At 63.6% G+C, this 20920-nt stretch carries 16 protein-coding genes; 5 read left to right on the top strand and 11 right to left on the bottom strand.

Features of this window, described 5'->3' with window-relative positions; all coding sequences use genetic code 11:
* Positions 1-50: 50 nt before the first annotated feature.
* Positions 51-1289, top strand: coding sequence for a trypsin-like peptidase domain-containing protein (locus tag V9F06_12590; GenBank protein MEI2618443.1), 1239 nt, complete (start codon positions 51-53; stop codon positions 1287-1289).
* A gap of 156 nt (positions 1290-1445) precedes the next feature.
* Positions 1446-2171: a PIG-L deacetylase family protein gene (locus V9F06_12585; protein MEI2618442.1), complete on the top strand. Its 726-nt coding sequence runs from the start codon at positions 1446-1448 to the stop codon at positions 2169-2171.
* A gap of 47 nt (positions 2172-2218) precedes the next feature.
* Here V9F06_12585 and V9F06_12580 read toward each other — a convergent pair whose 3' ends face one another.
* The 3 genes from V9F06_12580 to V9F06_12570 all read right to left on the bottom strand — a co-directional run bounded on the left by V9F06_12580 (position 2219) and on the right by V9F06_12570 (position 4519).
* Complete coding sequence (locus V9F06_12580) at positions 2219-2968, bottom strand: SIMPL domain-containing protein (GenBank protein ID MEI2618441.1); 750 nt, start codon at positions 2966-2968, stop codon at positions 2219-2221.
* Between the two features lie 60 nt (positions 2969-3028).
* Positions 3029-3772: a zf-HC2 domain-containing protein gene (locus V9F06_12575; protein MEI2618440.1), complete on the bottom strand. Its 744-nt coding sequence runs from the start codon at positions 3770-3772 to the stop codon at positions 3029-3031.
* Positions 3773-3850: 78 nt separating this feature from the next.
* Complete coding sequence (locus V9F06_12570; GenBank protein MEI2618439.1) at positions 3851-4519, bottom strand: sigma-70 family RNA polymerase sigma factor; 669 nt, start codon at positions 4517-4519, stop codon at positions 3851-3853.
* A gap of 32 nt (positions 4520-4551) precedes the next feature.
* Here V9F06_12570 and V9F06_12565 point away from each other — a divergent pair, with 32 nt between their 5' ends.
* Together V9F06_12565 and V9F06_12560 are read left to right on the top strand one after the other, a co-directional pair.
* The gene (locus V9F06_12565) at positions 4552-5412 is read left to right on the top strand and encodes an NAD-binding protein (protein ID MEI2618438.1); all 861 of its coding nucleotides are present in this window, start codon (positions 4552-4554) and stop codon (positions 5410-5412) included.
* On the top strand, positions 5412-6851 hold the full coding sequence (locus V9F06_12560; GenBank protein MEI2618437.1) for a potassium transporter TrkG: 1440 nt from the start codon (positions 5412-5414) through the stop codon (positions 6849-6851). The genes V9F06_12565 and V9F06_12560 overlap by 1 nt, the downstream gene beginning before the upstream one ends.
* A 31-nt stretch (positions 6852-6882) precedes the next feature.
* Here the strand turns inward: V9F06_12560 and V9F06_12555 are convergent, their stop codons facing one another.
* Complete coding sequence (locus V9F06_12555) at positions 6883-8139, bottom strand: hypothetical protein (GenBank protein ID MEI2618436.1); 1257 nt, start codon at positions 8137-8139, stop codon at positions 6883-6885.
* A 1418-nt stretch (positions 8140-9557) separates the two neighbouring features.
* Positions 9558-10205 carry a LuxR C-terminal-related transcriptional regulator gene (locus tag V9F06_12550; protein MEI2618435.1) on the bottom strand — a complete coding sequence of 216 codons (648 nt, stop codon included), beginning with the start codon at positions 10203-10205 and terminating at the stop codon, positions 9558-9560.
* 184 nt (positions 10206-10389) lie between these two features.
* Between V9F06_12550 and V9F06_12545 the strand changes: the two genes are divergently transcribed.
* A complete protein-coding gene (locus tag V9F06_12545; GenBank protein ID MEI2618434.1) occupies positions 10390-11592 on the top strand; it encodes an amidohydrolase family protein in 1203 nt (400 codons plus the stop codon).
* A 328-nt stretch (positions 11593-11920) separates the two neighbouring features.
* Here the strand turns inward: V9F06_12545 and V9F06_12540 are convergent, their stop codons facing one another.
* From V9F06_12540 to V9F06_12515, 6 genes are all read right to left on the bottom strand, one after another.
* The gene (locus V9F06_12540; protein MEI2618433.1) at positions 11921-12973 is read right to left on the bottom strand and encodes a serine hydrolase; all 1053 of its coding nucleotides are present in this window, start codon (positions 12971-12973) and stop codon (positions 11921-11923) included.
* 171 nt (positions 12974-13144) lie between these two features.
* Positions 13145-14470 (bottom strand): MFS transporter, encoded by a 1326-nt coding sequence (locus tag V9F06_12535; protein MEI2618432.1) that lies wholly within the window; start codon positions 14468-14470, stop codon positions 13145-13147.
* Between the two features lie 9 nt (positions 14471-14479).
* Positions 14480-15433, bottom strand: coding sequence for an arginase (locus V9F06_12530; protein MEI2618431.1), 954 nt, complete (start codon positions 15431-15433; stop codon positions 14480-14482).
* Complete coding sequence (gene argS, locus V9F06_12525; GenBank protein ID MEI2618430.1) at positions 15433-17643, bottom strand: arginine--tRNA ligase; 2211 nt, start codon at positions 17641-17643, stop codon at positions 15433-15435. The genes V9F06_12530 and argS overlap by 1 nt, the downstream gene beginning before the upstream one ends.
* Before the next feature lie 233 nt (positions 17644-17876).
* Positions 17877-19127, bottom strand: coding sequence for a hypothetical protein (locus tag V9F06_12520; protein ID MEI2618429.1), 1251 nt, complete (start codon positions 19125-19127; stop codon positions 17877-17879).
* 237 nt (positions 19128-19364) lie between these two features.
* Complete coding sequence (locus V9F06_12515) at positions 19365-20825, bottom strand: aldehyde dehydrogenase family protein (GenBank protein MEI2618428.1); 1461 nt, start codon at positions 20823-20825, stop codon at positions 19365-19367.
* Positions 20826-20920: the final 95 nt, after the last annotated feature.

The raw sequence follows: 20920 nt of genomic DNA, 5'->3' as shown, positions 1-20920 counted from the left end.
ACACGCTGGATCGCGTCCGTGGCGCGGCTGAAGGAAGGGAAACGAACGCTATGCAACCCCAGAGACGGTTTTCGCTCTCATATCTGCTGATGGTCGTCGTCATGGCGCTGTCGATCGGCGTGCTCGGCGCTTGCTCGACCGGGTCGAGCAGCTCCAACAACGGCACGGCTGTTCTGGCAACTGCGACGTCGACGTCGGGCGTCGGGTCATCCTCGACCGGCGCGACGGCGAACACGACCAGCACGAAGGTTGAGGCGACCAGCGCGAAGGCATCTCCCGCAACCGATGGCGCCTATCCGTTCCTGGTCGCGACATCACCCGGCATGCCCTACAACAACATCGCCGACATGGTCGATGTCGTCAATAAGGCGGTTGTGACGGTCATCAACAAGCAGACGTTCGCCGGCTTTGGTCAGACGACCAGCCAGCTGCAACCGGCCGGCAGTGGCACCGGCTTCATCGTCAGCACTGACGGTTATGTCATTACAAACAACCACGTCGTTGAAGGCAGTGATAGCCTGAGCGTCATTTTCCTCGACGGCACCGAGATCCCGGCGAAGCTGGTCGGCACCGATTCGGTGAGCGATCTCGCCGTGATCAAGATCCAGGATCCGGTACCGGCCACCGTCTCGCTCGGCGATTCCAGCTCGTTGCGTGTTGGCGAAGCGGTTGTCGCGATCGGTAGCGCGCTCGGTGAGTACACCAACACCGTGACGCAAGGAATCGTCTCCGGCCTCGGCCGCTCGCTCGATTCGCAGGGCGGCTCCGGGATGGAGAACATGATCCAGCACGACGCGCCGATTAATCCCGGCAACTCCGGTGGGCCATTGCTGAACATGCAGGGCCAGGTCGTCGGGGTCAATACCGCCGTCGTTCGCCAGGCCGAGCCTGGGGTGACAGCCGAGGGACTCGGCTTCGCGATCCCGAGCAACACCGTCAAGGACATCGCCCGCCAGCTCATTGAGAATGGCAAGGTTGTCCGGCCGTTCCTCGGCATCTCCTACACGCTGATCAATCCGCAGTTGGCCGCTGCCCAGAACCTGCCGGTCGATCATGGCGCCTATGTCGCCGATCTTCAGGTTGGCGGGCCGGCCGCGACAGCCGGAATTCAAAAGGGCGACATCATCACCGCGATCGATGGTGAGCAGATCAGTCAGACCACCTCGCTGCAGGACCTGCTGTTCCAGCACAAGCCGGGTGACTCAGTCGAGCTGACGGTTGCCCGCGGCACGTCCGGCCAGACGACCACCGTGAAGGTGACACTCGGCACCCGGCCGGCCAGCACATAACAACGCACGCGGCGGTCGATATGCCTCGACCGCCGCACCCTTCGCTCTTACCCTCCTTAACCCCACCCCCACCTCAAACATCGGCCGGGGCAATTCGCCCCGGCCGATGCGCGTTCCGCGATATCATCGTCCAGCGAAGATGAGGAGATGGGACGCGTGCAATCCCCGATCTGGCAGGATGCCGAGTTGCCAATCGCGAGTCGTGTGCTCGCGATCTGCGCGCACCCTGACGATATCGAGTCGTGGTGCGGTGGGACGCTGGCGTTGCTCGTCGAGCGTGGTTGCGACGTCGCGCTGGCGCTATTGACGGCCGGCGAGAAAGGGTCGCCTGACCGTACGGCGCGGCCCGAGCAGATCGCTTCGATCCGACGTGCCGAACAGGCGGCAGCCGCCCGGATGCTGGCGATCTCCGACGTGCGCTTCCTCGAGGGACGCGATGGCGAGTTGGAGGATGGGCCGGCGCTACGCGGCGCGGTAGTGCGGCTGCTTCGGGAGATCCGCCCCACCGTCGTCTTCACCCACGATCCAGAGCATCCATACCCGCCGTATCTTGCGCATCGCGATCATCGTGTTACTGGCCGGGTTGTGCTTGACGCCGTCTACCCGATGGCACGCGATCACCTGTACTTTCCCGAGCAGATTGCCGCCGGGCTGGAGCCGCACGCCGTCGAGCAGGTCTGGCTTTTTGGGACGCTCGCCCCCTCAACCGTCGTGGACATCTCAACGACCCTGGAACGGAAGATCACCGCGCGGCTGGAGCATCGCTCGCAAACCAGCGACCCCGATGCCTTGCGGAACAGTTGGCGCGAGCGCGCCGTGGCTGTTGGCGCGCCATGGGGAATTGGGTTCGCGGAGACGTTTAGCGTGCTGAGGGCTGGATGATCCGGCAGCATGCTCCCGGCGCTGTACAGCGCCGGGAGCACAACTGACTACTGCATCACATAGCTGACCGACACGGTCACGACCACCTGCAGCGTGCCGGGGTCGAGCGACGGAGCGCCTCCACCCTTCTCCGCGGCGGCGGCGGGGTATGGCATCGGCGCGCCGGAGGCTGACGTCCCCTCGCTGATGGTCAGGACGGATCCGAGGGTTGCGTTGGACAGGCTGGCCAGATGTTCCGCGCGGGAGCGGGCATCGGTGACAGCGAGCTCACGCGCCTGACGGACGGCGCTCGACGTGTCCTCGAGCGTGAACCAGATGCCATTGACCTGGTTGGCCCCGGCATCGACCGCAGTCTGGATGACCTCGCCCGCCTTGCCGATCTCGCGCACCTTGACGGTCACCATTTGCGTGACGTTGTAGCCGATGATCGGCTGGTTGGGCTGGTTGTAGTCCTGCTCGACGTAGACCGAGTAGTTGGTGGTCTGAACGTCTTTATCGGCGATGCCGGCTCGCTTCAGCGCGTCACGCACCGAGTTCATTGCCGTCGTGGCATTGCTCTGGGCGGTTGCCAGTTGCGGGTCGCGTATGTTGACGCCGAGGTTGAGGACGGCAACGTCGGGAGTTACCGAAACGATCCCCTCGCCGCTGACGTTGATCGTCCGGGTCGTATCGGTCTGAATGGCCGTTGCTCGACTCCCGTCATGATCCCAGGCGCCGATCGCGACGGCGGCGACAACCGCAACCGCAACCAGCACCCCCGCTACGAAATAAGTCCCTTTCGCGAATGATGATCTCATGGCATGCTCCTGTCCTTCCGATCAATGACGATGGGCTTCTGTTGATATGACGCCGGCAGGTCAGGAACGGTTCCACCGTCGTTGGCGGAGCCGTGGGAGCGCGATCATCAGCCCGAGGAGCACGACGAAGATGGTCACCAGCCCGAACTCGATCGCGCGCAACTGTGCCTCTCGGGGCGGCGCAGTATGGAGCGTCGCTGACTCGCGACCGTTGGTCGGCTCCGTGGAGACGGACTGAGCCTCGGCTGCTGCGACGTCGGCGGCGGGAGACGCCACAGGCGTCGCCTGGGACCCGGCCTTTGCTGCCATCGTCTCTTCGGTCACCTCGGCCGGCGCCGCGCCACCAGCCACGCCGGCCGATTCGGCGGATGTCGTTGCCGCCAGATCGCCCGTGACTGGCCGGTCGATTCGAGTCGTTACCAGATCGACGCCCAGAACAAGCACAAACAAAACCGCCGCGGCAGCAGTCGCCCAACGCAGCGCGCGTATCTGCCGCTCATGCCAGCGGCTAACTGGCACGAGCAGCGTTGGCTCGCGGGCTCCGGCTGGCCCTTGTCGGGCGAGATCGCCTGACAGCGAGAACGAACGTGGCAGCGCAATGTCTGGCAGGTTGCTCATGGCGGCGACAATCACGCGAAGCTCGTCGGCAACCTGCTGGCATTCCTCGCAACTCAACAGGTGCTGCTCGATCGCTGCGCGTTCCTCGGGCGTCAGGTCTTCGGGGGTGTCAAGCCAGACGGCGATCGTCTCCGCGTCGATATGATCCATTGGACGCCGCAACGTGGGCGGGCGCTGGTCGCTCACGGCATCCCTCTCATCCATCCTGCGGTGATCGATTCCGAGCTGAGACGAATGCCCGCTGGCGTGCGACGGCGCGCCTGGTCACTCATCATGATCTCTGCTTTCCTGACGTTGCGGCCGGCCAAGAAGTTCCCGACCCGCCTCATCAGCCACCAGGATCTCGCGGAGCCGCGCGCGTCCGCGGTTGATCCGCGATTTGACCGTCCCGAGCGGAACGCCGCTGATCTCGGCGATTTCGTCGTAGGGGTATCCGTGGATGTCGCTGAGCACGATCGCGAGACGCTGGTCGGGCTGGAGTTGCGCGAGTGCTCGTTCCAGCGTGCGAGAGAGCTCGCTGCGGCTAGCGAGATCGAAGGCATCCTCGTCGGTCGACTCCGGTTCCCAGGCGCTGTCATCGCGCTCCCGGCGCGCGTCGAGTGACTCCACCGGACGCCGCGCGCCCGCGCGGAGTGAATCGAGAGCGCGGTTGGCGGCGATTCGCAGAATCCAGGCACGGAATCCGCCGGGATGCTCGTTGCGAAACGTATCGAGTGCCTGCCACGCGCGCAGAAAGGCGTCCTGGGTGATGTCTTGCGCTGATTCGGGCGATCGGACGTGACGAAGAGCGACTGCGTAGACCACATGCTCGTGGCGGGCGACTAGCATGTTGAACGCCGCGAGATCACCTGCCTGCGCCGCCGCGATGAGCGGAGCATCGTTGGGGATTGCCCGCTCGTCATCAGCGCGGCGAAGCCGCAGGCCAAAAAGCACGCTGCTAGATCCTCTCGGTCGGCCCGGGATCGGTGATCGACGGCCTGCCCGCGCCGTGGCGGCATTATAGTGAACGCGACCATGGCCACGTGCTGGTTGCTTCAGTATTCCCGGCCGGCCACTGTGTTGAGTACACTAGCGCGACGCGTCGGTTGGTCTGGGGGATCGTCGGCGCGAGACAATTCGACAGTATCCAGGTGACACGTATGGCAAACGCGACAACGCTTCAGCCCGAGCGGGTGGCGATTATCGGGCTCGGTCGATTCGGAATGAGCCTCGCCCGCGAGCTCCACGACCTCGGCTACGAGGTCACCGCCGTCGATATCGACGAGCGACGTGTCGCCGACGTGGCGAACTTCGTCGCGCTGGCCGCCCAGGGCGACGGCACTGACGAGGAGTTGCTGCGATCGCTGGCGGTCGACCACTCCGATGTCGCGATCGTCGCGCAGGGTCAGAGCCTGGAGGGCAGTGTCCTTGCGACGTTGCTACTCAAGCGGCTGGAGGTTCCCTGGATCGTCGCCAAGGCGCGCACCCGGCTACATGGTGAGCTGTTGGAGCGCATCGGCGCGGATCGTGTCGTCTATCCAGAGGCGGAGGCCGGCTCGCGGCTGGCCCACTCGCTCGGCGTCCGCAACATCAACGACTACATTTCGCTGACTGAGTCGTCCGGTGTGGCAAAGGTCGTTGCGCCGCCGCACTTCATCGGCCACACGATCGCCGAGCTGGGCACGTCGCAGCATGCGCAGCTCAACCTGCTGATGATCAAGCGTGGCCGGCGGGCGGTCGTGATGCCGCACTTCGAGGAGCGCATCCAGACGGGGGACGAGCTCTTGCTCGTAGGCCCGGATATCGAGATCTACAAGTTCATGCATCCGGGGCGTGAGCTGGCCTGATGAGCGGCCAGCCAACGCGCCGCCCCGGTGACCGGATCATCCGCCGAAGGTTGCAGGCCACCCAGGTCATCGAGCTCCCCCCCCCGCCAGAGCGGCCGTCTGTGCCGAACGTCCGCAACCATGCCAAGATGTTCGCGCTCGGGCTCCTGGCTCTCGTCGTTGGCGGTGGCGCGCTACTCAGCCTGCCGTGGTTCAGCCGCACTGGCGAGTGGACGCCGTTCATTGACGCGCTGTTCACTGCGGTCTCCGCCACCTGCGTTACCGGGTTGATCGTCGTTGATACTCGCGATCACTGGAACTTCGGCGGGCAGTTCCTCATTCTCGCTCTGATCCAGGTCGGCGGGCTGGGATTCATGGTCGGGGCCAGCCTGCTGCTGCGGGCGCTCCAGCGTGGCGTCGGCAGCTTGCGCGATACGTTGCTGCTCCAGGATGGCGCGCCGACGCTCTCGCTCCGCGAAGCGGCCGAGCTATCCGGCCGGATCGTCCGATTCACCCTGGTGATGGAAGCCATCGGCGCGGTGGTGCTGGCAACCCGCTTCGCCTTCGATCGGCCACTCCACATCGCGATCTGGCAAGGGATCTTCCACTCGATCGCCGCGTTTTGTAACGCGGGCTTTGACCTGCAGGGTGGCTTTCGCTCGATCTCAGACTATCGGGAGTCATATGTCGTCAACGTGATGTTGATGATCCTCATTCAGGCGGGATCGCTCTCGTATCTCTTCTTCGCCGATATCGCCCTTCGGCGGCGATTCAAGCGCCTGTTGCTGGAGACGAAGATCATTCTGATCGTGAATGTGCTGATGCTGGTGATCGGCGCTGGCGTGTTTCTCGGCGCAGAATGGAACGCGTCGCTGGTCGGCGTGCCGTTGATTGACCGGCCGTTGGTGGCGCTGTTCCAGAGTGTCTCGGCACGGACCGCCGGCTTCGCCTCAGTCAGCTTCCATCAGGCGACGAGTATCACCCTGTTTGCCTGGGTGGCGATCATGTTCGTCGGCGGGGCGTCTGGCTCGACGGCGGGCGGCGTGAAGCTGACGACAGTCGGCGTCGTTGGCCTGGCGGTGTTCTCGACCGTGCGTGGCCAGATGGAGACGCAGGTATTCGGCCGGCGCATTCCAACGGCGCTGGTCTTTCGCTCGATGGCAGTGATCGCGATCATGTTCATGGCGCACTTCATCGCCACGCTCGGCGTCGTCATCAGCGAACACCTCACCGGCGGCGATGTGCCGTTCATCGACATTATGTTCGAGACGATGAGCGCGATCGCGACCGTCGGCGTCACGACCGGCATTACGCCGCACCTCTCCGGCGCGGCCAAGCTCGTCCTCTGCGCGACGATGTTCTTCGGCCGGCTCGGCCCGCTGACCGCCGTCTACGCCCTCCAGATCCGCCAGCATGTCGTGCGCTACAAGTTCCCCGAGGCCCCGATCCGGATCGGATAGGCGCGGCGACGGATCAGATGGTGAACAGCCACTATCGCGCAGGAGGCAGCTGGACGAGGATCTGCCAGGGACCGCGCGCCTGTTGACCGTAGCCATCGAGCGTCAGCGTGAGTTGTGAGGCTTCGGCAGCGATCGCGCCAGTGAAGGCGAAGCTGCTGCCGTCTGCCCAGCTTGTGAGGGGGTCTGACTTCCCGAAGTTCGTAGACGCTCCTGAGAAGGCGTATTGGTTGCCAAGATTATCCGTCAATGTAACGCCATTTTCACCAGGGTAGCGCAACAATAGACTTCCGCGATGATCCGGCACAGTATTCTGGATACGCAGCACGAACTGCTTTTCCTGGATCGTGACGCTGGCGACCTCGAATTGCTCACCAGCCACTACTAACGGAGTGTGCAGATCGACCTGCGTTCCTTCTGCGGCGCTCGCGATGCTGCGCCCGTCGATCGGGAAAGTCAACGTGAGGGGTTGCGAGACTTCGACGAGGATCGGAGCAAGCGCAATGGTCAGCGTCGCGCCCGCCGGGAATGGCGGGAAGGTGGCCACAAAGGCGCCGTCGTGGTTGTCAATCTGTTTGGGCATGAGCTGAGTGCCATCAGCGAGCTGTACCATAATTTCGGTCGATTCAAAGTTGCTACCCGATTGAGACGCGATGCGATACGTGACGGTGGCGTGCGTTGGCGCCAGCATAATCGCATCGACGAAGAAGGTAATGCCATCGGCACTGTGCTGTTGGTCAACGGTGAGCTGCGACGAGGCCGGCGCCCCGAGCGCAGCGGGCGTGAAGCGGAACGACCAGTCTCCTTCGAGGATCTGTCCTCGTTCCTCCGGTGATTCCGGGCGGAAGCGAAGTGCCGTTATCGTCGCGCTGACCTCTCGCGCTGGCTCGGTAATCGGGTCAAACACCAGGCTGAGCTCCCAGGCAGTAATCTGCTGCGCTTCTGCCCCGTTGCTGAAGATCGGTCGCAGGTTGCCAAGTGAGGCGCTGTGCCAGCTCAGGCCGTCAAGGCGCAGATCCGTTGGCGCAGGAGCATCGAGCTGCGCGAGTGCCGGCCCACTGCCCGTATCAGCGTCGACAATCGTGAACGTGAGAACAGTGCGGTCCGCCGCAAGCTCGACATTCGTCAGGCTCACGGTCATACCGGCCGAGGTTGTCACGATCGGTAGCGACGGCGTCGTTGGCGCTTGTGAACGACCAGTCGAGAGCAGCCCTGGCATGACCAGCAGCGCAACCATGGCAAGCGCGATGACCCCGGCGAAGAGCCACCAGCGAGATCGGGAACGCCTCATGCGACTATCCTCCTCGCTCTGTTGTGCCCTTGGGCCGGCTGGTTTGTCGTCACTCGCTGGACCTCACGGCTCGTCCTCTCGGTGGTGATCACGCTCGAAGCATCCTTCGGAGGACATCCGAACGAAGGCAATTCGCTGCCAGTCGCTAGTTCCAGGCCGGGGCGCCGCAGCCATGCCGAGCGTAGCTAGCAACGAGGGCAAGGACAACTACCGTTGCTCGGTGGTCGGTGCGGCCGAACGCTCAACTTACCACCCTGTACTAGGGCACACGAACCTACAGTTCCGGCGTAGGTCCCGAAATGCCACGGTTCACCTCCGAGGTTCTGCCCAGACTGTGATATTGCAGTTGTTGAACCACAGCGCCCCGACGACCAGGAGAATTCCTACGATGACCGCCCAGGAAGTATGAATAACTGAACGTGCTATTCCCCCGCTCGCCCCGCTGATCGAGCTTCGACCAAGCGAGGACAGAAGCGGCCATCGCATCAGTTGCACGTCGCCGATGAGTCCTACAATAAGCATGTTATTCTCCAGGTCGGACCAATCGACATGGTTGCGATCGCGATATCAGCGATGTACGCGAGGTGTCCCGGTACCGCATAGAACTTGACCCCCACCAAACGCCAGTAGTTGCCGTAATAGTCACCCTGTCTGGGCAATCCACGGTCGATATGTCTGGCACCACCACTCGACACATCCCTTGAAGATGCCTCGCGAGAAATACTTGATAGTAAGTGTATCCATAGGGCCGCCATATGTAACCTGACAATAGACCGTTGTGACCCTGCCCATAGATGTACCCCCATGAGACATTGTCTTGCACCATAGTCCAGGAACACCATGCGCCTGGAGTGACTGATCCACTTCCATTCGTCACACAACTGTGATTTGATGATACGCACACTATCCATACTACGATACTAAGAGCATTCTTCCCGTATATATATTCAGTGTACGGCCCGTAGCAGCCAGATGATAACAGTAATGAATTGTCTAGCAGAGACGCGGAATCGCGTTGTCCGGCGCCGATTTCAACAGTCTGGTTCGCTGATACAACCGCTGTTTGCTCTTCGATCGATAGCGAGTCGAAGAATTCGCTCGCCGCATCGATGGCCCCTTGGTCGTGGAGCTCGTTGAGACGGCCGAGAATAGTCCGGACCGCCGAGATGCCTGGTGTATCTGCTCGCGCCTGGCCGACGAGCGGGAACACGGATGCGACGAGTAACAGTATGACGATCACGAACACGACTAACTAGCGGGGTTTGGTGGCTGCCATCGTTTCAGGCTCCTATCCCTCCGACGTGCGACCGTTGATAATGTCAATCATCGAACAGCCGACAATGGACGCCCATCGGGAGTTCCGCCAAAATCATGGCACTGTACTGCCAACATGATGGCGGATCGATGCCAAGACGCCATCACGGCAGATAACCACACAGCGTTGCGCGAATCAGGAGCTCCTCGCGAGAGCCAGCGCCAAAGCGCTCCCGGAGACCTGCGACGGCTCGCTCGACGGTCCGTGGGCTCATCTCCATCTGCGCCGCGATCTCAGGAACCGAGTACCCTCGCCCCATCATGCTCAGGATTCGGCCTTCTCGCTCCGAGATTGTCGGCGGCTCGGCGATCAGGCAGAAGCGCGTCCGCATCGCATTGACGTAGGCCTCGGCGATGTCATTGTGCAGCACGACCGTCTTGCCGTTCATCGCGATCGCCAGGTGCGGCAAGGTGTCGTAACTCGTCAGACCGTCCCATCGGAGGTAACCGGACACCCCTACCTCCGCGAGCATTAACAGATGGTCGGGGTCGAAGGAGGTCGTCAGGATCACGAACGTCGCGTTCGGTAGGATCCGACGCATCTGCCGGAGCGGCTGCAAGACCGGTTCATCACCACATGGCTCGGCGGCGAGGACGACATTGGGCCGGCTAATCTCACCCACCCTCAACGCTTCCGACCACGAGCGTGTGACTCCGACGACCCGGACGGTCTCGACTGCTCTGAGCTGGTCGATTAGTCCTGGCCAGGCGACGAAATCGGAAGGGACGATCAGGAGCCGGGTCTGTGCCATCGTCGGCGCTCCTTATGTGTCAGTTCGCTGAACCATAACAGGACATTGCCCATGTCGCAAAGTTGGCTCAATCGGTAGTGCGCAGGTTTCGGCTACCGTCGCCGGTGACAGCCGCCGGCCGATCGTGCGAAGATACGCCCATTAGCGCAACGGCGCCGCGCGACGCGGAGAGTGGGGAGAAATCATGGCAGTTACGACTCTGCTGGCGAAGACGGTATTCGACGCTACTGGGGACGAGTTCATCCGCGACGGGTTCGTCCAGATCGAGAACGGCAAGATCAAGGCGATCGGCCGGCGCGAGGATCTCGGCTCGGCAGCCAGTGGCGCGCGCGACCTGGGCGACGCGACGATCCTGCCGGGTCTGGTGAACATGCATACGCACCTGACGCTGTCGGGTAGCCGCCAGTGCCTGCACGATGCGCTCTACGACACGTACGAGCAGAAGATGATGCGCGCTGTCGAGCACGCCCGCCAGGCGATTATGTCCGGCGTGACGACAATCCGCGACTGCGGCACACTCGACTCGATCGTCTTCTCGGTCCGCCAGGCGTCGGCGGACGGCCTGATCGCCGCGCCGCACGTCTGGGCCAGCGGCAATGTGTTGACCTCGACAGGTGGCCACTGCTACTTCTTCGGCAACGAGGTCGATACTGTCGAGGAGGCGCGCCGCGCCGTCCGCGAGCAGGTCAAGGCCGGCGCGGACTTCGTTAAGGTCATGGCGACCGGTGGCGGGCTGACGCCGAACACCAACCCGCGCGAGGCGCAGTTCGACGAGGCGCAGATGAAGGCGATCGTCGAGGACTCGGCCCGCCTCGGCCGCTACGTCGCCGCCCACTGCCACGGCACGCCGGGCATCCGCAACGCCGTCGCCGCGCAGGTCCGCACGATCGAGCACTGCTCATTTATGGTCCCCGATGGCGTCCACTACGAGCAGCCGGTCGCCGACGAGGTCGCCGAGAAGGGCATCTACGTCTGCCCGACCTTTGGCGTCGGCGAGCGCGCCCGCCAGTGGATGGAGCAAGAGGGCATTGACAACCCGTTCGCCGCAACCCGCAACCAGCGAGTGGATAGCCTCCGGAAGCTTTGGGACACGGGTGTGAAGTTCGTCTCCGGCAACGACGCAGGCGTCACGATGACCCGCTTCGATGACTTCCAGCTCGACCTCGAGCTGTTAGTCGAGCACGTCGGCGCAAGCTCGGCGCAGGCGATCCGCACCGGCACCAGCCAGGCCGCCGAGGCGATCGGCTCTGACGATTTCGGCTCACTAGCGCCCGGCAAGCGCGCCGACATCCTCGCCGTCCGCGGCAATGCCATGGACGACATCGGCGCTCTGCGCAACATCCTTCTCGTCCTCAAGTCCGGCCAGGCAATGGTCGATAACGCATAACGACCCACGACGACGCGGGCGCGGCGATCTGCCTCGCCCGCGTGAGGCGAGAGGGATGTGCTGCTGGTCGTTTCGTAGGGACAGCGCTCGCGCTGTCTGCGGCCCACAGGCCGCTACACGCGTGCTGGTCAAGGAGATTCGGGTGTGCCAGGAACAGGCCGAACCTCGCTCCCGACGCTCATCGCCCCGCCTGGAAGGGTTCGACTACTCGCAGGAGAACTACTATGTCATCGGCGCGGAGATGTCGGCCTGCGGGCCGAGGACAGGGCGAGCCCTGTCCCTACCCAATCGTTCGAATTCACCCATCCGTCTATCCCGCTCCCCGCCGCTACTCCACCGCCTCCAGCACCTTTGCCAGGCAGGCGTCGGTCGATTCGCCGTCGATCCAGCGAAGGACGACGACGAGGTCGTGGTCGGGGGAGACCCAGATGATGTTGCTCCCGGCGCCGCGGGCAGCGTAACTGTTGGTGGGCAAGCTCGGGAACTGCAGGTGGTCGGGATTGAGCCACCACATGAAGCCGTAGACCGGTTCGACCGTGCTGGGTGTCGTTGCCTCGTCGATCCAGCGCTCGGAGAGGATCTGCCGGCCACCCCAGCGACCGCGCTGAAGGAAGAGCTGGCCGAATCGAGCATGATCGGGTGTGGCGATCCAGACGCCGCCGCCGAAATGTCCGCCGCCAGAGACGCCGTGGATGCGCTTTCCGTCGATGTCCTCCCAGGATGTGCTGTAGCCGTGCCATACCCACGTATCCGACGCGCCGATCGGCCCCATGACGTGCTCGTCCAGAACCTCCGGCAGCGGCCGGCGCCAGATCTGCATCAGTGCGAACGAGAGCAGGTTCACTCGCACGTCGTTGTATTCGTAGAACGTGCCGGGCGTCTGAATCGCTCGGTCAACCCCCTTGCGCCGGTCCGCGATATCGCGCTTGCCCCAGAGCGTGCCGGTCCACTCGCTCGTTTGCTGGAGCAGATGGCGCCAGGTGATCTGTCCGTTATGCTCGCCACTGAAGTGTGCGGTTGGGACCAGGGCAGAGACACGCTCGTCGAGATCGGGGATCATGCCGCGATCGAACGCAAGGCCGGCAACGGTCGACAGGTAGCTCTTCGAGATGCTGTAGGTCATATCCACCCGGTCGATATCGCCCCACTCGGCGGCAACCGCGCCATGACGCAGGATCATGCCGTTGTGCCCGCCACGGTCCTTCAGCGGTCCGACGATCTCATTATCTGGCAGGTCGAGCGCGACACGGGTATGGTGATCCCCCTTCGCTTCGTGCTCCTTGATGAACGCGATCGCAGCGTCGAGCCGTTCCGGGTCAAGGCCCAGCTCCACCGGGGCGCGTCGCTCCAGCCCCTTGCCAGCCGATGGTGTTGTCGCCATTATCGTGTGCTCCTCTCCCCATGGATGGTCATCACCGACGCACTCGTGCCGGTGTCATGGTGATCTCGTCGATCTCCACGTGAACGAACAATCGCCAGGTGACGGTCCGTGCGATCGCGCGACCAGGACGCCTGCTGCTCGCGTCTCCTCCCTGCGGCCGGCGCCATTGTGCTACGTCGTGCGAAGCTCTTTCATACGAGTCGTGCTGAGGCCAACCAGCACCATCGCCAACAGCGCCGCCCCGGTCACAGCTTTCGGCGTGCCTGCCCGCTCGGCAATCGCGCCGAGGGCGAGCGCGCCAAACGGCGTGAAGCCACTCGTCAGCATGTAGACACCCATCACGCGCCCGCGGACTCGCGCGTTGCTGAGCAGCAGTAAGAGCGCGTTGCTGAGCGACCCGAAGATCGAGCCGGTGATGCCGGCCATGAACAGCCCCACCATCGCCAGGATCGGCCCGGGGCTGGCGGCGAAGCCAGCGACAGCCGCGCAGTAGACCGTCGCCAGTATCATGACGGCGAGCCCTTTGCGCTCGACCCGGTCCATCGTCGCCGCAACGAGCGCCCCGGTCAACGCGCCGACGCCGCTGGCTGCCATCAGTATCCCAAGCCCGGCAGCCCCGATATCGAACACATCGCGCGCGAAGACAGGCATCAGCTGGATGTAGGGAAACACCAGCGTTGCCGGGATCGCGGTCAACAGCATGAGTGAGCCAATAGCAGGCTTGCGGCGCACCTCGGTGAAACCGTCGAGGATTCCGCCCGGCGCGATCCCGCCGCGCTCGTTCGGAACCGGCTCGATTCGCATCGTTGCGAGTAGCGCGCCGGCCAGCGCAAACGCCTGGATGATGAAGCAGATAGCGACGCCGAACAACCCGATGATCCCGCCGGCGATCGACGGCCCGATAATCCGCATCGCGTTCGCCCCAGCCGAGCTGAGCGAGACTGCGTTCGCCAGATGCTCGCGCGGGACCAGCGACGGCACGAACGTCTGCCGAACGGTGCCGTTGACTGCCATAATCGCGCCGTTTATCGCTGCCGCGACCAGCAAGTGCCAGCTCTCGGCGGACCCGCTCAGGATCAATGCGGCGAGCAGCGTCGCCGTGCCCATCGCAGCCCACTGGGTGGCCATCAGTACGCGACGCTCGTCGGCGCGGTCGATCAGTGCGCCGGCCGGCAGTGTGATCAGCAGATAGGGAACGCCGGCCGCGAACCCAATCAGCCCGACCCACAGCGGTGAGTTGGTCAGCACCAGCATGTACCAGCCGAGGGCGATGTTCTGCATCCACTGGCCGAGGTTCGTCGCGACCGTCCCCAGCCACATCATCCGGAACGAGGAGTACAGACGCAGAGCTACGGTGATCGATCCGCCGAGCTTCGGCTGCGTCTCGGCAGCTGGATCTGCAGGTGGTTTGGCTGTGTCGTCCGGGTGAGCCGTGGCGGATCTCCGATCCCTCGCGCCCGGCCGCTGGCCGGCAACTGGGCGATTGTACCGCCACAAGCCAGCGTCCTACAGGATCGTCTCTCCCAGAAGCGCGCCGGCGATTGCCGCGGCGACGGCGGTCGATCCCCCGCTTGGGTCGAGCAGCGGATTCAGCTCGACGACATCGGCTGAGACGATTGGCAGCCCGCTCCTGCGCAGCAGCGCGAGCAGCCGGGTTGCCTCGCGGTAGGTCAGCCCTCCCGGCACGCGCGTGCCGGTCCCCGGCATGACAGTTGGGTCGAGCGCGTCGAGATCGAAGGAGAGGTGGAGGGCATCGATGCCGTTTGCCAGTAGCCGGTCCACTGAGGCGGTGACGATCTCTGCAATCCCACGGATCTCGACATCGTCAGCCGTCCAGACGAGGGCGGGACCGTCGGCCAGCAGCTCGCGTTCGCCAGGGTCGAGATCTCGGACGGCGATGTAGATGAGGTCATCGAGCCGAAGGCCGGATTGGCTGCCAACCGCGGCCAGCTGCCGTGGCCCCTGGCCAAGCGCGGCAGCCAGCGGCATACCGTGGACGTTGCCGCTCGGGCTGGTCTCTGGTGTGTTGATATCGGCGTGGGCGTCGACCCAGATGACGCCAAGCCGGCCGGCGACCCCGGCGCCCGCCAGCGATCCGACAGCAAGCGCGTGGTCGCCGCCAAGGAGGAGGGCAAACCTGCCGGCGCCGACTGTCTCCGCGACACCACCGGCCAGCGTCGCGCAGGCTGCTGCGATCTCATTCGCATACCAGGCGTTTGGCTCGTCGCCCCGATCTGGGCCGAGAGGCGTCACTGGAATATCAACCGATGGCTGCAGCCGACCGAGGATCTGCGTGTAGCCTCGTGTTTCGAGTCGGCGACGCAGGGCGTTATCGAGCGTGGTCGCGCCCTGGTCTACCCCCTCGCGGTTCGCGCCGAGCGCCATCGGAACCCGGAACACATCAACAGGCACGGCCGGATCGGAGAGCCGGTTGGGCTTGCCAGAATCATGGCGCATCATCACATCACGTCCGGAGCCGCGATACCGAGCAAGCCGAGCCCATTGGCCAGCGCCTGGCGGGTCGCGTCGACCAGCGCGATCCGCATCGACCGCTGTGGCTCGGACGCCGTCAGGACCGGGCGCTTGTCGATATCAGCGTAGAAGTCGTTGAAGTGACGGGCCAGCTCGAAGACAAAATTGGCGATCACCAGTGGCTTGTACTCATCGGCAGCCCGCTGCACCTCGCTGGGAAAGACGCCGATCTGCTGGATCAGATCGGTCTCCTCCGGCTGGAGGTCGACGAATGCGACGTCGCCGGCTGGCGGTAGCTCGCCAACACGCTCGAGGATCCGACAGGCGCGCGCGTGGGCATACTGGATATATGGCGCGGCATGCCCCTCGAAGGAGAGCGCCTCTTCTATATCAAAGACAAGGACGCGATTGTTGTCGCGCGCCAGCATCATGTACTTCAAGCTGCCGATTGCTACCTGCTGGGCGATCTTCTGACGCTGTTCCTCGGCAAGGTCGAGCTGTCGAACCTTCTCCTCGATGATCTCCCGCGCGCGACGCTTGGCCTCGTTGGCCAGATCGTCGTAGAGCACGACGTTTCCGCGGCGGCTGCTCATCGCGCCTTCCGGCAGCATGACCGTCTCGTACCCGAGGTGGAAGCAGTTGTCGGCCTGCTCGAAGCCGTAGAGCTTCATGATCTTGAAGACCTGCTGCATGTACAGCGACTGGCGAACGTCGATGACCCAGACGGAGCGATCGATCCCGTAGTCCTCGAACTTGCGCCGGGTCAGCGCCAGGTCCTTGGTCGAGTAGAGCGTCGTCCCGTCGGAGCGCAGGATCGGCAACGTCCGATAGGTCTCTTTCTCCAGCCCGAGCTGCTCGTCAATCTTGACGACCGGCAGCCCGTCGCTGACTTCAGCGATTCCGCGTTCGAGCAGCTCCTGGACGATTGCGCGACCCTCGTCCTCGACCTCGCTCTCGAAGAACCAGACATCGAACGGAATTCCCAGCTCGTCGTAGATGCGGTGAAAGCCGTCCATACTCCAGCGCTTTGTCTCGTCCCACAGCGCCAGAAACCTGGCGTCGCGTTGCTCCCAGTGCTGGAACGTCTCGCGGACCTCCTGCTGCCACCGCGGCACGTGTGGCCACCAGTCGAGGTGGTCACCGAGCCGTTGCCAGCGAGCGTGGCGCTCCTCGGTGTCCTCCAACGTCACGAGCGGCGGGATCGTCGGTGGCCCACCCGAGTGCGACGGGATCGGCGGCGCCTGGTGCGGCCCGTCGGCGCGGAGCTGCTCCAGCTCCGCATCCAGTTGCGCGCCGAGCACTGGCCAGAATGCGGCGATCGTCCGGTCGCTATAGATAGCGTCTGGCTTGATCTCGCGGCGATTGGCAACCTGGCCGAGCAGATAGGCGACATCCTCGCCGTGGCCGCTGGCTTTGAAGAGCTCCTTCATCAGCCGGTCGATCGCGCCGCTGAAGAGCGAGTCCATCTTCGCCATCTCGTTCAGCAGCCCGACGGCCTGGTCGCGATATTCCAGACGCGCCACAGCTTCTGCGTAGAGGCTGCCGAGCCAGCGGCCGCGTTCGGCCGGCGCGATGTGCTCCTTCTCGTCCTCGTGGAACGCCAGGAAGCACCACAGGCACCGGATGACGTGCATCCCGATATCGCCGATGTAGTTGGCGCGGACCGTGTCGTAGCCGGCGAATTCGGTGATCCGCGAAACGGCATCACCCAGCGACGCGTTACGCAGGTGACCGACATGGAACTCCTTGTGGGTGTTCGGCTGCGAGAACTCGATCATGACCTTGTCGGCCTTGTGTTCGCCCCGGCCATATCCCGCGCCGAGCGCGCGGACGGCGCCGACGACCTCGTTGGCCACCAGATTCGTGTCGAAGTAGATGTTGATATACCCGTTGACTGCCTCTACCCGCGCATAGTCGCCGGCTTCGAGCAGCTTCGTCGCTACCTGCTCGGCAATGTCCTGGGCTTTCTCGCGCATCAGCGCCTGCTGGAGCTGCTTGCGCTCCTTCTTTGACAGCGATTCATCGACCGGCTCGTCGGCAGCAGCCTCGTTGGCCAGCGCGTAGGCGACCGACGACGCCGTGCCCCACTGGCCGGAGAATGGGATCGCTCGCATCTCGAACGGACGCGGTTGGAACCCGAGCTCGCCGATGATGTCGTTGATCCGCGTGATCGCCTGCTGCTCGTAGGTCCGAAACATCCATCCTCCAGGTCGTCTCCGCTGCGCCGTTCGCCCGCCGGCAAGGGCAAACTCAAGTATTCCACGGGCGGAGGGATAGCGGACGGGGAGGACGGTGAGAGCCTGGTGGAGGCGACCGCCCAGTTGCAGATCGAGAAGATGCGTACGCGGTCCCACTGCCCGCACTGGTAGCCGGAACAAGGACGCGGCAGCTCCGGAGTGGAGCCGCCGCGTGATTCAGTATCCCGAACGAGTTACTGACCGATGGTAATGTCCGAGAACGTGACCGAATGCGTCGCGCCATAGCCGAGGAGACCGTAGAAGACTTGTAGCTGCTGCATGTCACCCGTGAATGTCATGCCCGCTGGATAGATCTCTGGCTCGGCGTCCTTCCATCCATTACTGTAGAAACCCTGCGAGGCGCCGTTGACGGTCATGTAGGCCGTGCCCGCTGTCGCGCTCGTGGCGTGCAGGGTAATGACGACATGATAGATCCCGTTCGTGTTGTAGCTCACTCTGGGGGCCATGCCCCACATCGCTGCCTGCCACTGATCGACGTCGTCGCGGTCAAACCAGAAGTGGGTGTTGTTCCAGGGATCCGGTGGTGTCTGGGGAAGGTTGTAGTCTCCCTCAGCGTGCCCGCCGAATCTTGAAATTGTGAACTTGTCGTCGATATCGAGACTTGGTGATCCAGCCGGATCGGGACCGAATGTCCCCGCCGTCCAATCGTAGTCACTGGCGAACCATACACCCGACCCATCCACCCGTGTGGCACTTGAGTCATAGATCGCGTAGCGTGTGTCGCCGATGCGCGAGAACGGCACTCCTCCGGCCCATGCGTCGATACAGGTCCGGACGATCCTGGAACGGGGGTTCCGCTGAGTGTCGCAGTAAATCTGCGCGTTCGCTGCAACGTAGACGTCACCGTCTCCAACCTCGGAGCGGGAGATCGTGTAGACGTATTCGATGACCTGAGGTGAGTGGATCGTCTGGTGATTGAAGCGGCTGGGCACTGCGTCGCCCCACCACGTCCGTGGGAAGCCACTAACCGATGATCCAGCCTGGACACGCGTCCTCGCGATCGTACAGTTTGATCCTGAATTGACCACGAATTTGACGTAGATGTTTGTCTCGTCCGATGAGACCGTCACATCGCCTACATCAGTTGAACTTCCCTCGGCGCGCAAGTCGAACGTGGTCGTGTTGTACGTGTAGCGCGAGTTCGGGTTGAAGTTGAATCCGCCGCTATGCAGAGATCGAACGCCGAGCTCCGCCCAAGCATGAGCACCGGACGCATCCACCAGCCCGTTTCCATCGTACGTGAAGCTGATCGTCATATCACCTTGCGTCAGGTCCCAAATCCCTGGGAAGTTGCCGCTGTCCTCTGCCCAGTTGGACGAGGAGAGCGATAGGTCCCCCAGGTTCGTATCTGCCGCCTGCGCGATCGGCACGAGCAGCAGCGCGAGTAAACTTCCAACGACAGCTGACAGCCACCTGCGTGACATCCCCACGTCTCCTATCGATTCGGCTTGCGTCGATAGAAGCAAATATAGCACACAACCGGCTGAATGCAATACCTGTTGGCGCAGTGATGTTTCTGTCATAGGCATAAGATGCGGCGCGCGATATGTAGGTGAATATCTCCGAGCTGAGTTTGTGTCGTTGTTGCTGTTCGCGAAAATGCGGCGAGGCCGGGGTCGAAGTGACCCCGGCCTCGCCTGAACGCTGAGTTTCCCCGCGTGTTACGGGTTCAGGTCCATGTAGATGTTCTTGACCTCGGTGTACAGCTCCATGCCATACATGCCAAGCTCGCGGCCGATGCCAGACTTCTTGTAGCCGCCGAATGGGCCGAGAACGCCCGGGCCGCCGTTCGAGTTGATCGCGACCTGGCCGGTCCGCAGCGCCCGGGCCACGCGCATCGCCTTGCCGATGTCGCGCGTCCAGACCGAGCCCGCCAGCCCGTACTCGTTGGCGTTTGCCTCACGGATGAGATCTTCCTCGTCCATGAACGGGATAACCGACAGGACTGGGCCGAAGATCTCCTCGCGGGCGATCCGCATGTCGTTCGTCACCTGGCCGAAGATCGTCGGCTGGATGAAGTGGCCATCGGCCATCGTCGACGGCCTCGCGCCACCGTAGATCAGTTCGGCGCCCTCGTTCTTGCCGATGTCGATGTAGGAGGTGACGCGGTCCCACTGACCGCCAGAGACGACCGGACCCATCATCGTGGTCGGATCGCTCGGGTTGCCAACCTTCCACGACTCAGCCTGATCGACCAGCACCTGCATGACATCGTCGTATGCCTTGCTGCCGACGAACAGGCGCGTCCGCGCAGTGCAGACCTGGCCGGAGTTGTAGAACGCTGCCGGGATAGCCGCCGCTGCGGCCTTCTCCAGGTCGGCGTCGGCGAAGATGATATTCGGGCTCTTGCCGCCGAGCTCCAGCGAGACCTTCTTGATCGTGCTGGAGGAGGCTCGCAGGATGGCCGCGCCCGTTGTTGTCTCACCAGTGAAGGCGATCTTGTCAATCTGTGGGTGCGCCGACATGTACTCGCCGATCTCGGCGCCCGGGCCGGGGAGGACGTTGATGACGCCTTCTGGCAGGCCCGCCTCGTAGCAGATCTCGCCGAGCAGCACCGCTGTCAGCGGGGTGTTCGAGGCCGGCTTGAGGATGATCGTGCAGCCGGCGGCCAGCGCCGGGGCGACCTTCCACGTCGCCATCATGAACGGGAAGTTCCAGGGCACGATCTGTCCGACGACGCCAACCGGCTCGCGCCAGGTGGTGTTGACGATATTGCCGCCCAGCGGCAGTGTCTCGCCGTAGAACTTGTCGGCTGCGCCCGCATAGTACTCATAGACAGCCGCGCTGCCCATGATCTCGCCGATCGCGCGCGTCAGCGGCTTGCCAGCGTCATGGCTCTCGATCGTGCCGATTTCGGTGGCTCGCTCGCGGATGCGATTGGCGATTTTCAGCAGGACGCGCCCGCGCTCGCTCGGCGCCATGTTCGGCCACGGCCCCTCGTCGAACGCCTTGCGGGCGGCGGCGACGGCGCGGTCGACATCCTCGGCGCCGGCCTTGGCGACGCGGGCGAACGCCTGGCCGGTCGCCGGGTTGTAACTATCGAAGGTCTCGCCACTCGCGGCGTCGACCATCTTTCCGCCGATCAGCAGTTTGTAGTCGTCGAGCTTCGTCTCAGTGACCATACTTCTCCTAGTCTCCCTCCTGCCGGCGGCTCACCGCGCGGCGATGTCTCGATACGTTCATTCTACCAGTAATTTGCGGCAGAACCGGCAATACT

The sequence above is a fragment of the Thermomicrobiales bacterium genome (genome assembly GCA_037045155.1).
Classification (GTDB): Bacteria; Chloroflexota; Chloroflexia; order Thermomicrobiales; family CFX8; genus JAMLIA01.
The sequence above is the reverse complement of the archived record's forward strand: the minus strand, read 5'-3'. Positions and strand labels throughout refer to the sequence as shown.

What these genes read in the sequence shown, in the direction of transcription:
- V9F06_12590 (MEI2618443.1), top strand. Translation starts at nt 51, where the DNA reads ATGCAACCCCAGAGACGGTTTTCGCTCTCATATCTGCTGATGGTCGTC.
- V9F06_12580 (MEI2618441.1), bottom strand. Translation starts at nt 2,968, where the DNA reads ATGAGATCATCATTCGCGAAAGGGACTTATTTCGTAGCGGGGGTGCTG.
- V9F06_12560 (MEI2618437.1), top strand. Translation starts at nt 5,412, where the DNA reads ATGAGCGGCCAGCCAACGCGCCGCCCCGGTGACCGGATCATCCGCCGA.
- V9F06_12555 (MEI2618436.1), bottom strand. Translation starts at nt 8,139, where the DNA reads ATGAGGCGTTCCCGATCTCGCTGGTGGCTCTTCGCCGGGGTCATCGCG.
- V9F06_12550 (MEI2618435.1), bottom strand. Translation starts at nt 10,205, where the DNA reads ATGGCACAGACCCGGCTCCTGATCGTCCCTTCCGATTTCGTCGCCTGG.
- V9F06_12545 (MEI2618434.1), top strand. Translation starts at nt 10,390, where the DNA reads ATGGCAGTTACGACTCTGCTGGCGAAGACGGTATTCGACGCTACTGGG.
- V9F06_12540 (MEI2618433.1), bottom strand. Translation starts at nt 12,973, where the DNA reads ATGGCGACAACACCATCGGCTGGCAAGGGGCTGGAGCGACGCGCCCCG.
- V9F06_12530 (MEI2618431.1), bottom strand. Translation starts at nt 15,433, where the DNA reads ATGATGCGCCATGATTCTGGCAAGCCCAACCGGCTCTCCGATCCGGCC.
- argS (MEI2618430.1), bottom strand. Translation starts at nt 17,643, where the DNA reads ATGTTTCGGACCTACGAGCAGCAGGCGATCACGCGGATCAACGACATC.
- V9F06_12520 (MEI2618429.1), bottom strand. Translation starts at nt 19,127, where the DNA reads ATGTCACGCAGGTGGCTGTCAGCTGTCGTTGGAAGTTTACTCGCGCTG.
- V9F06_12515 (MEI2618428.1), bottom strand. Translation starts at nt 20,825, where the DNA reads ATGGTCACTGAGACGAAGCTCGACGACTACAAACTGCTGATCGGCGGA.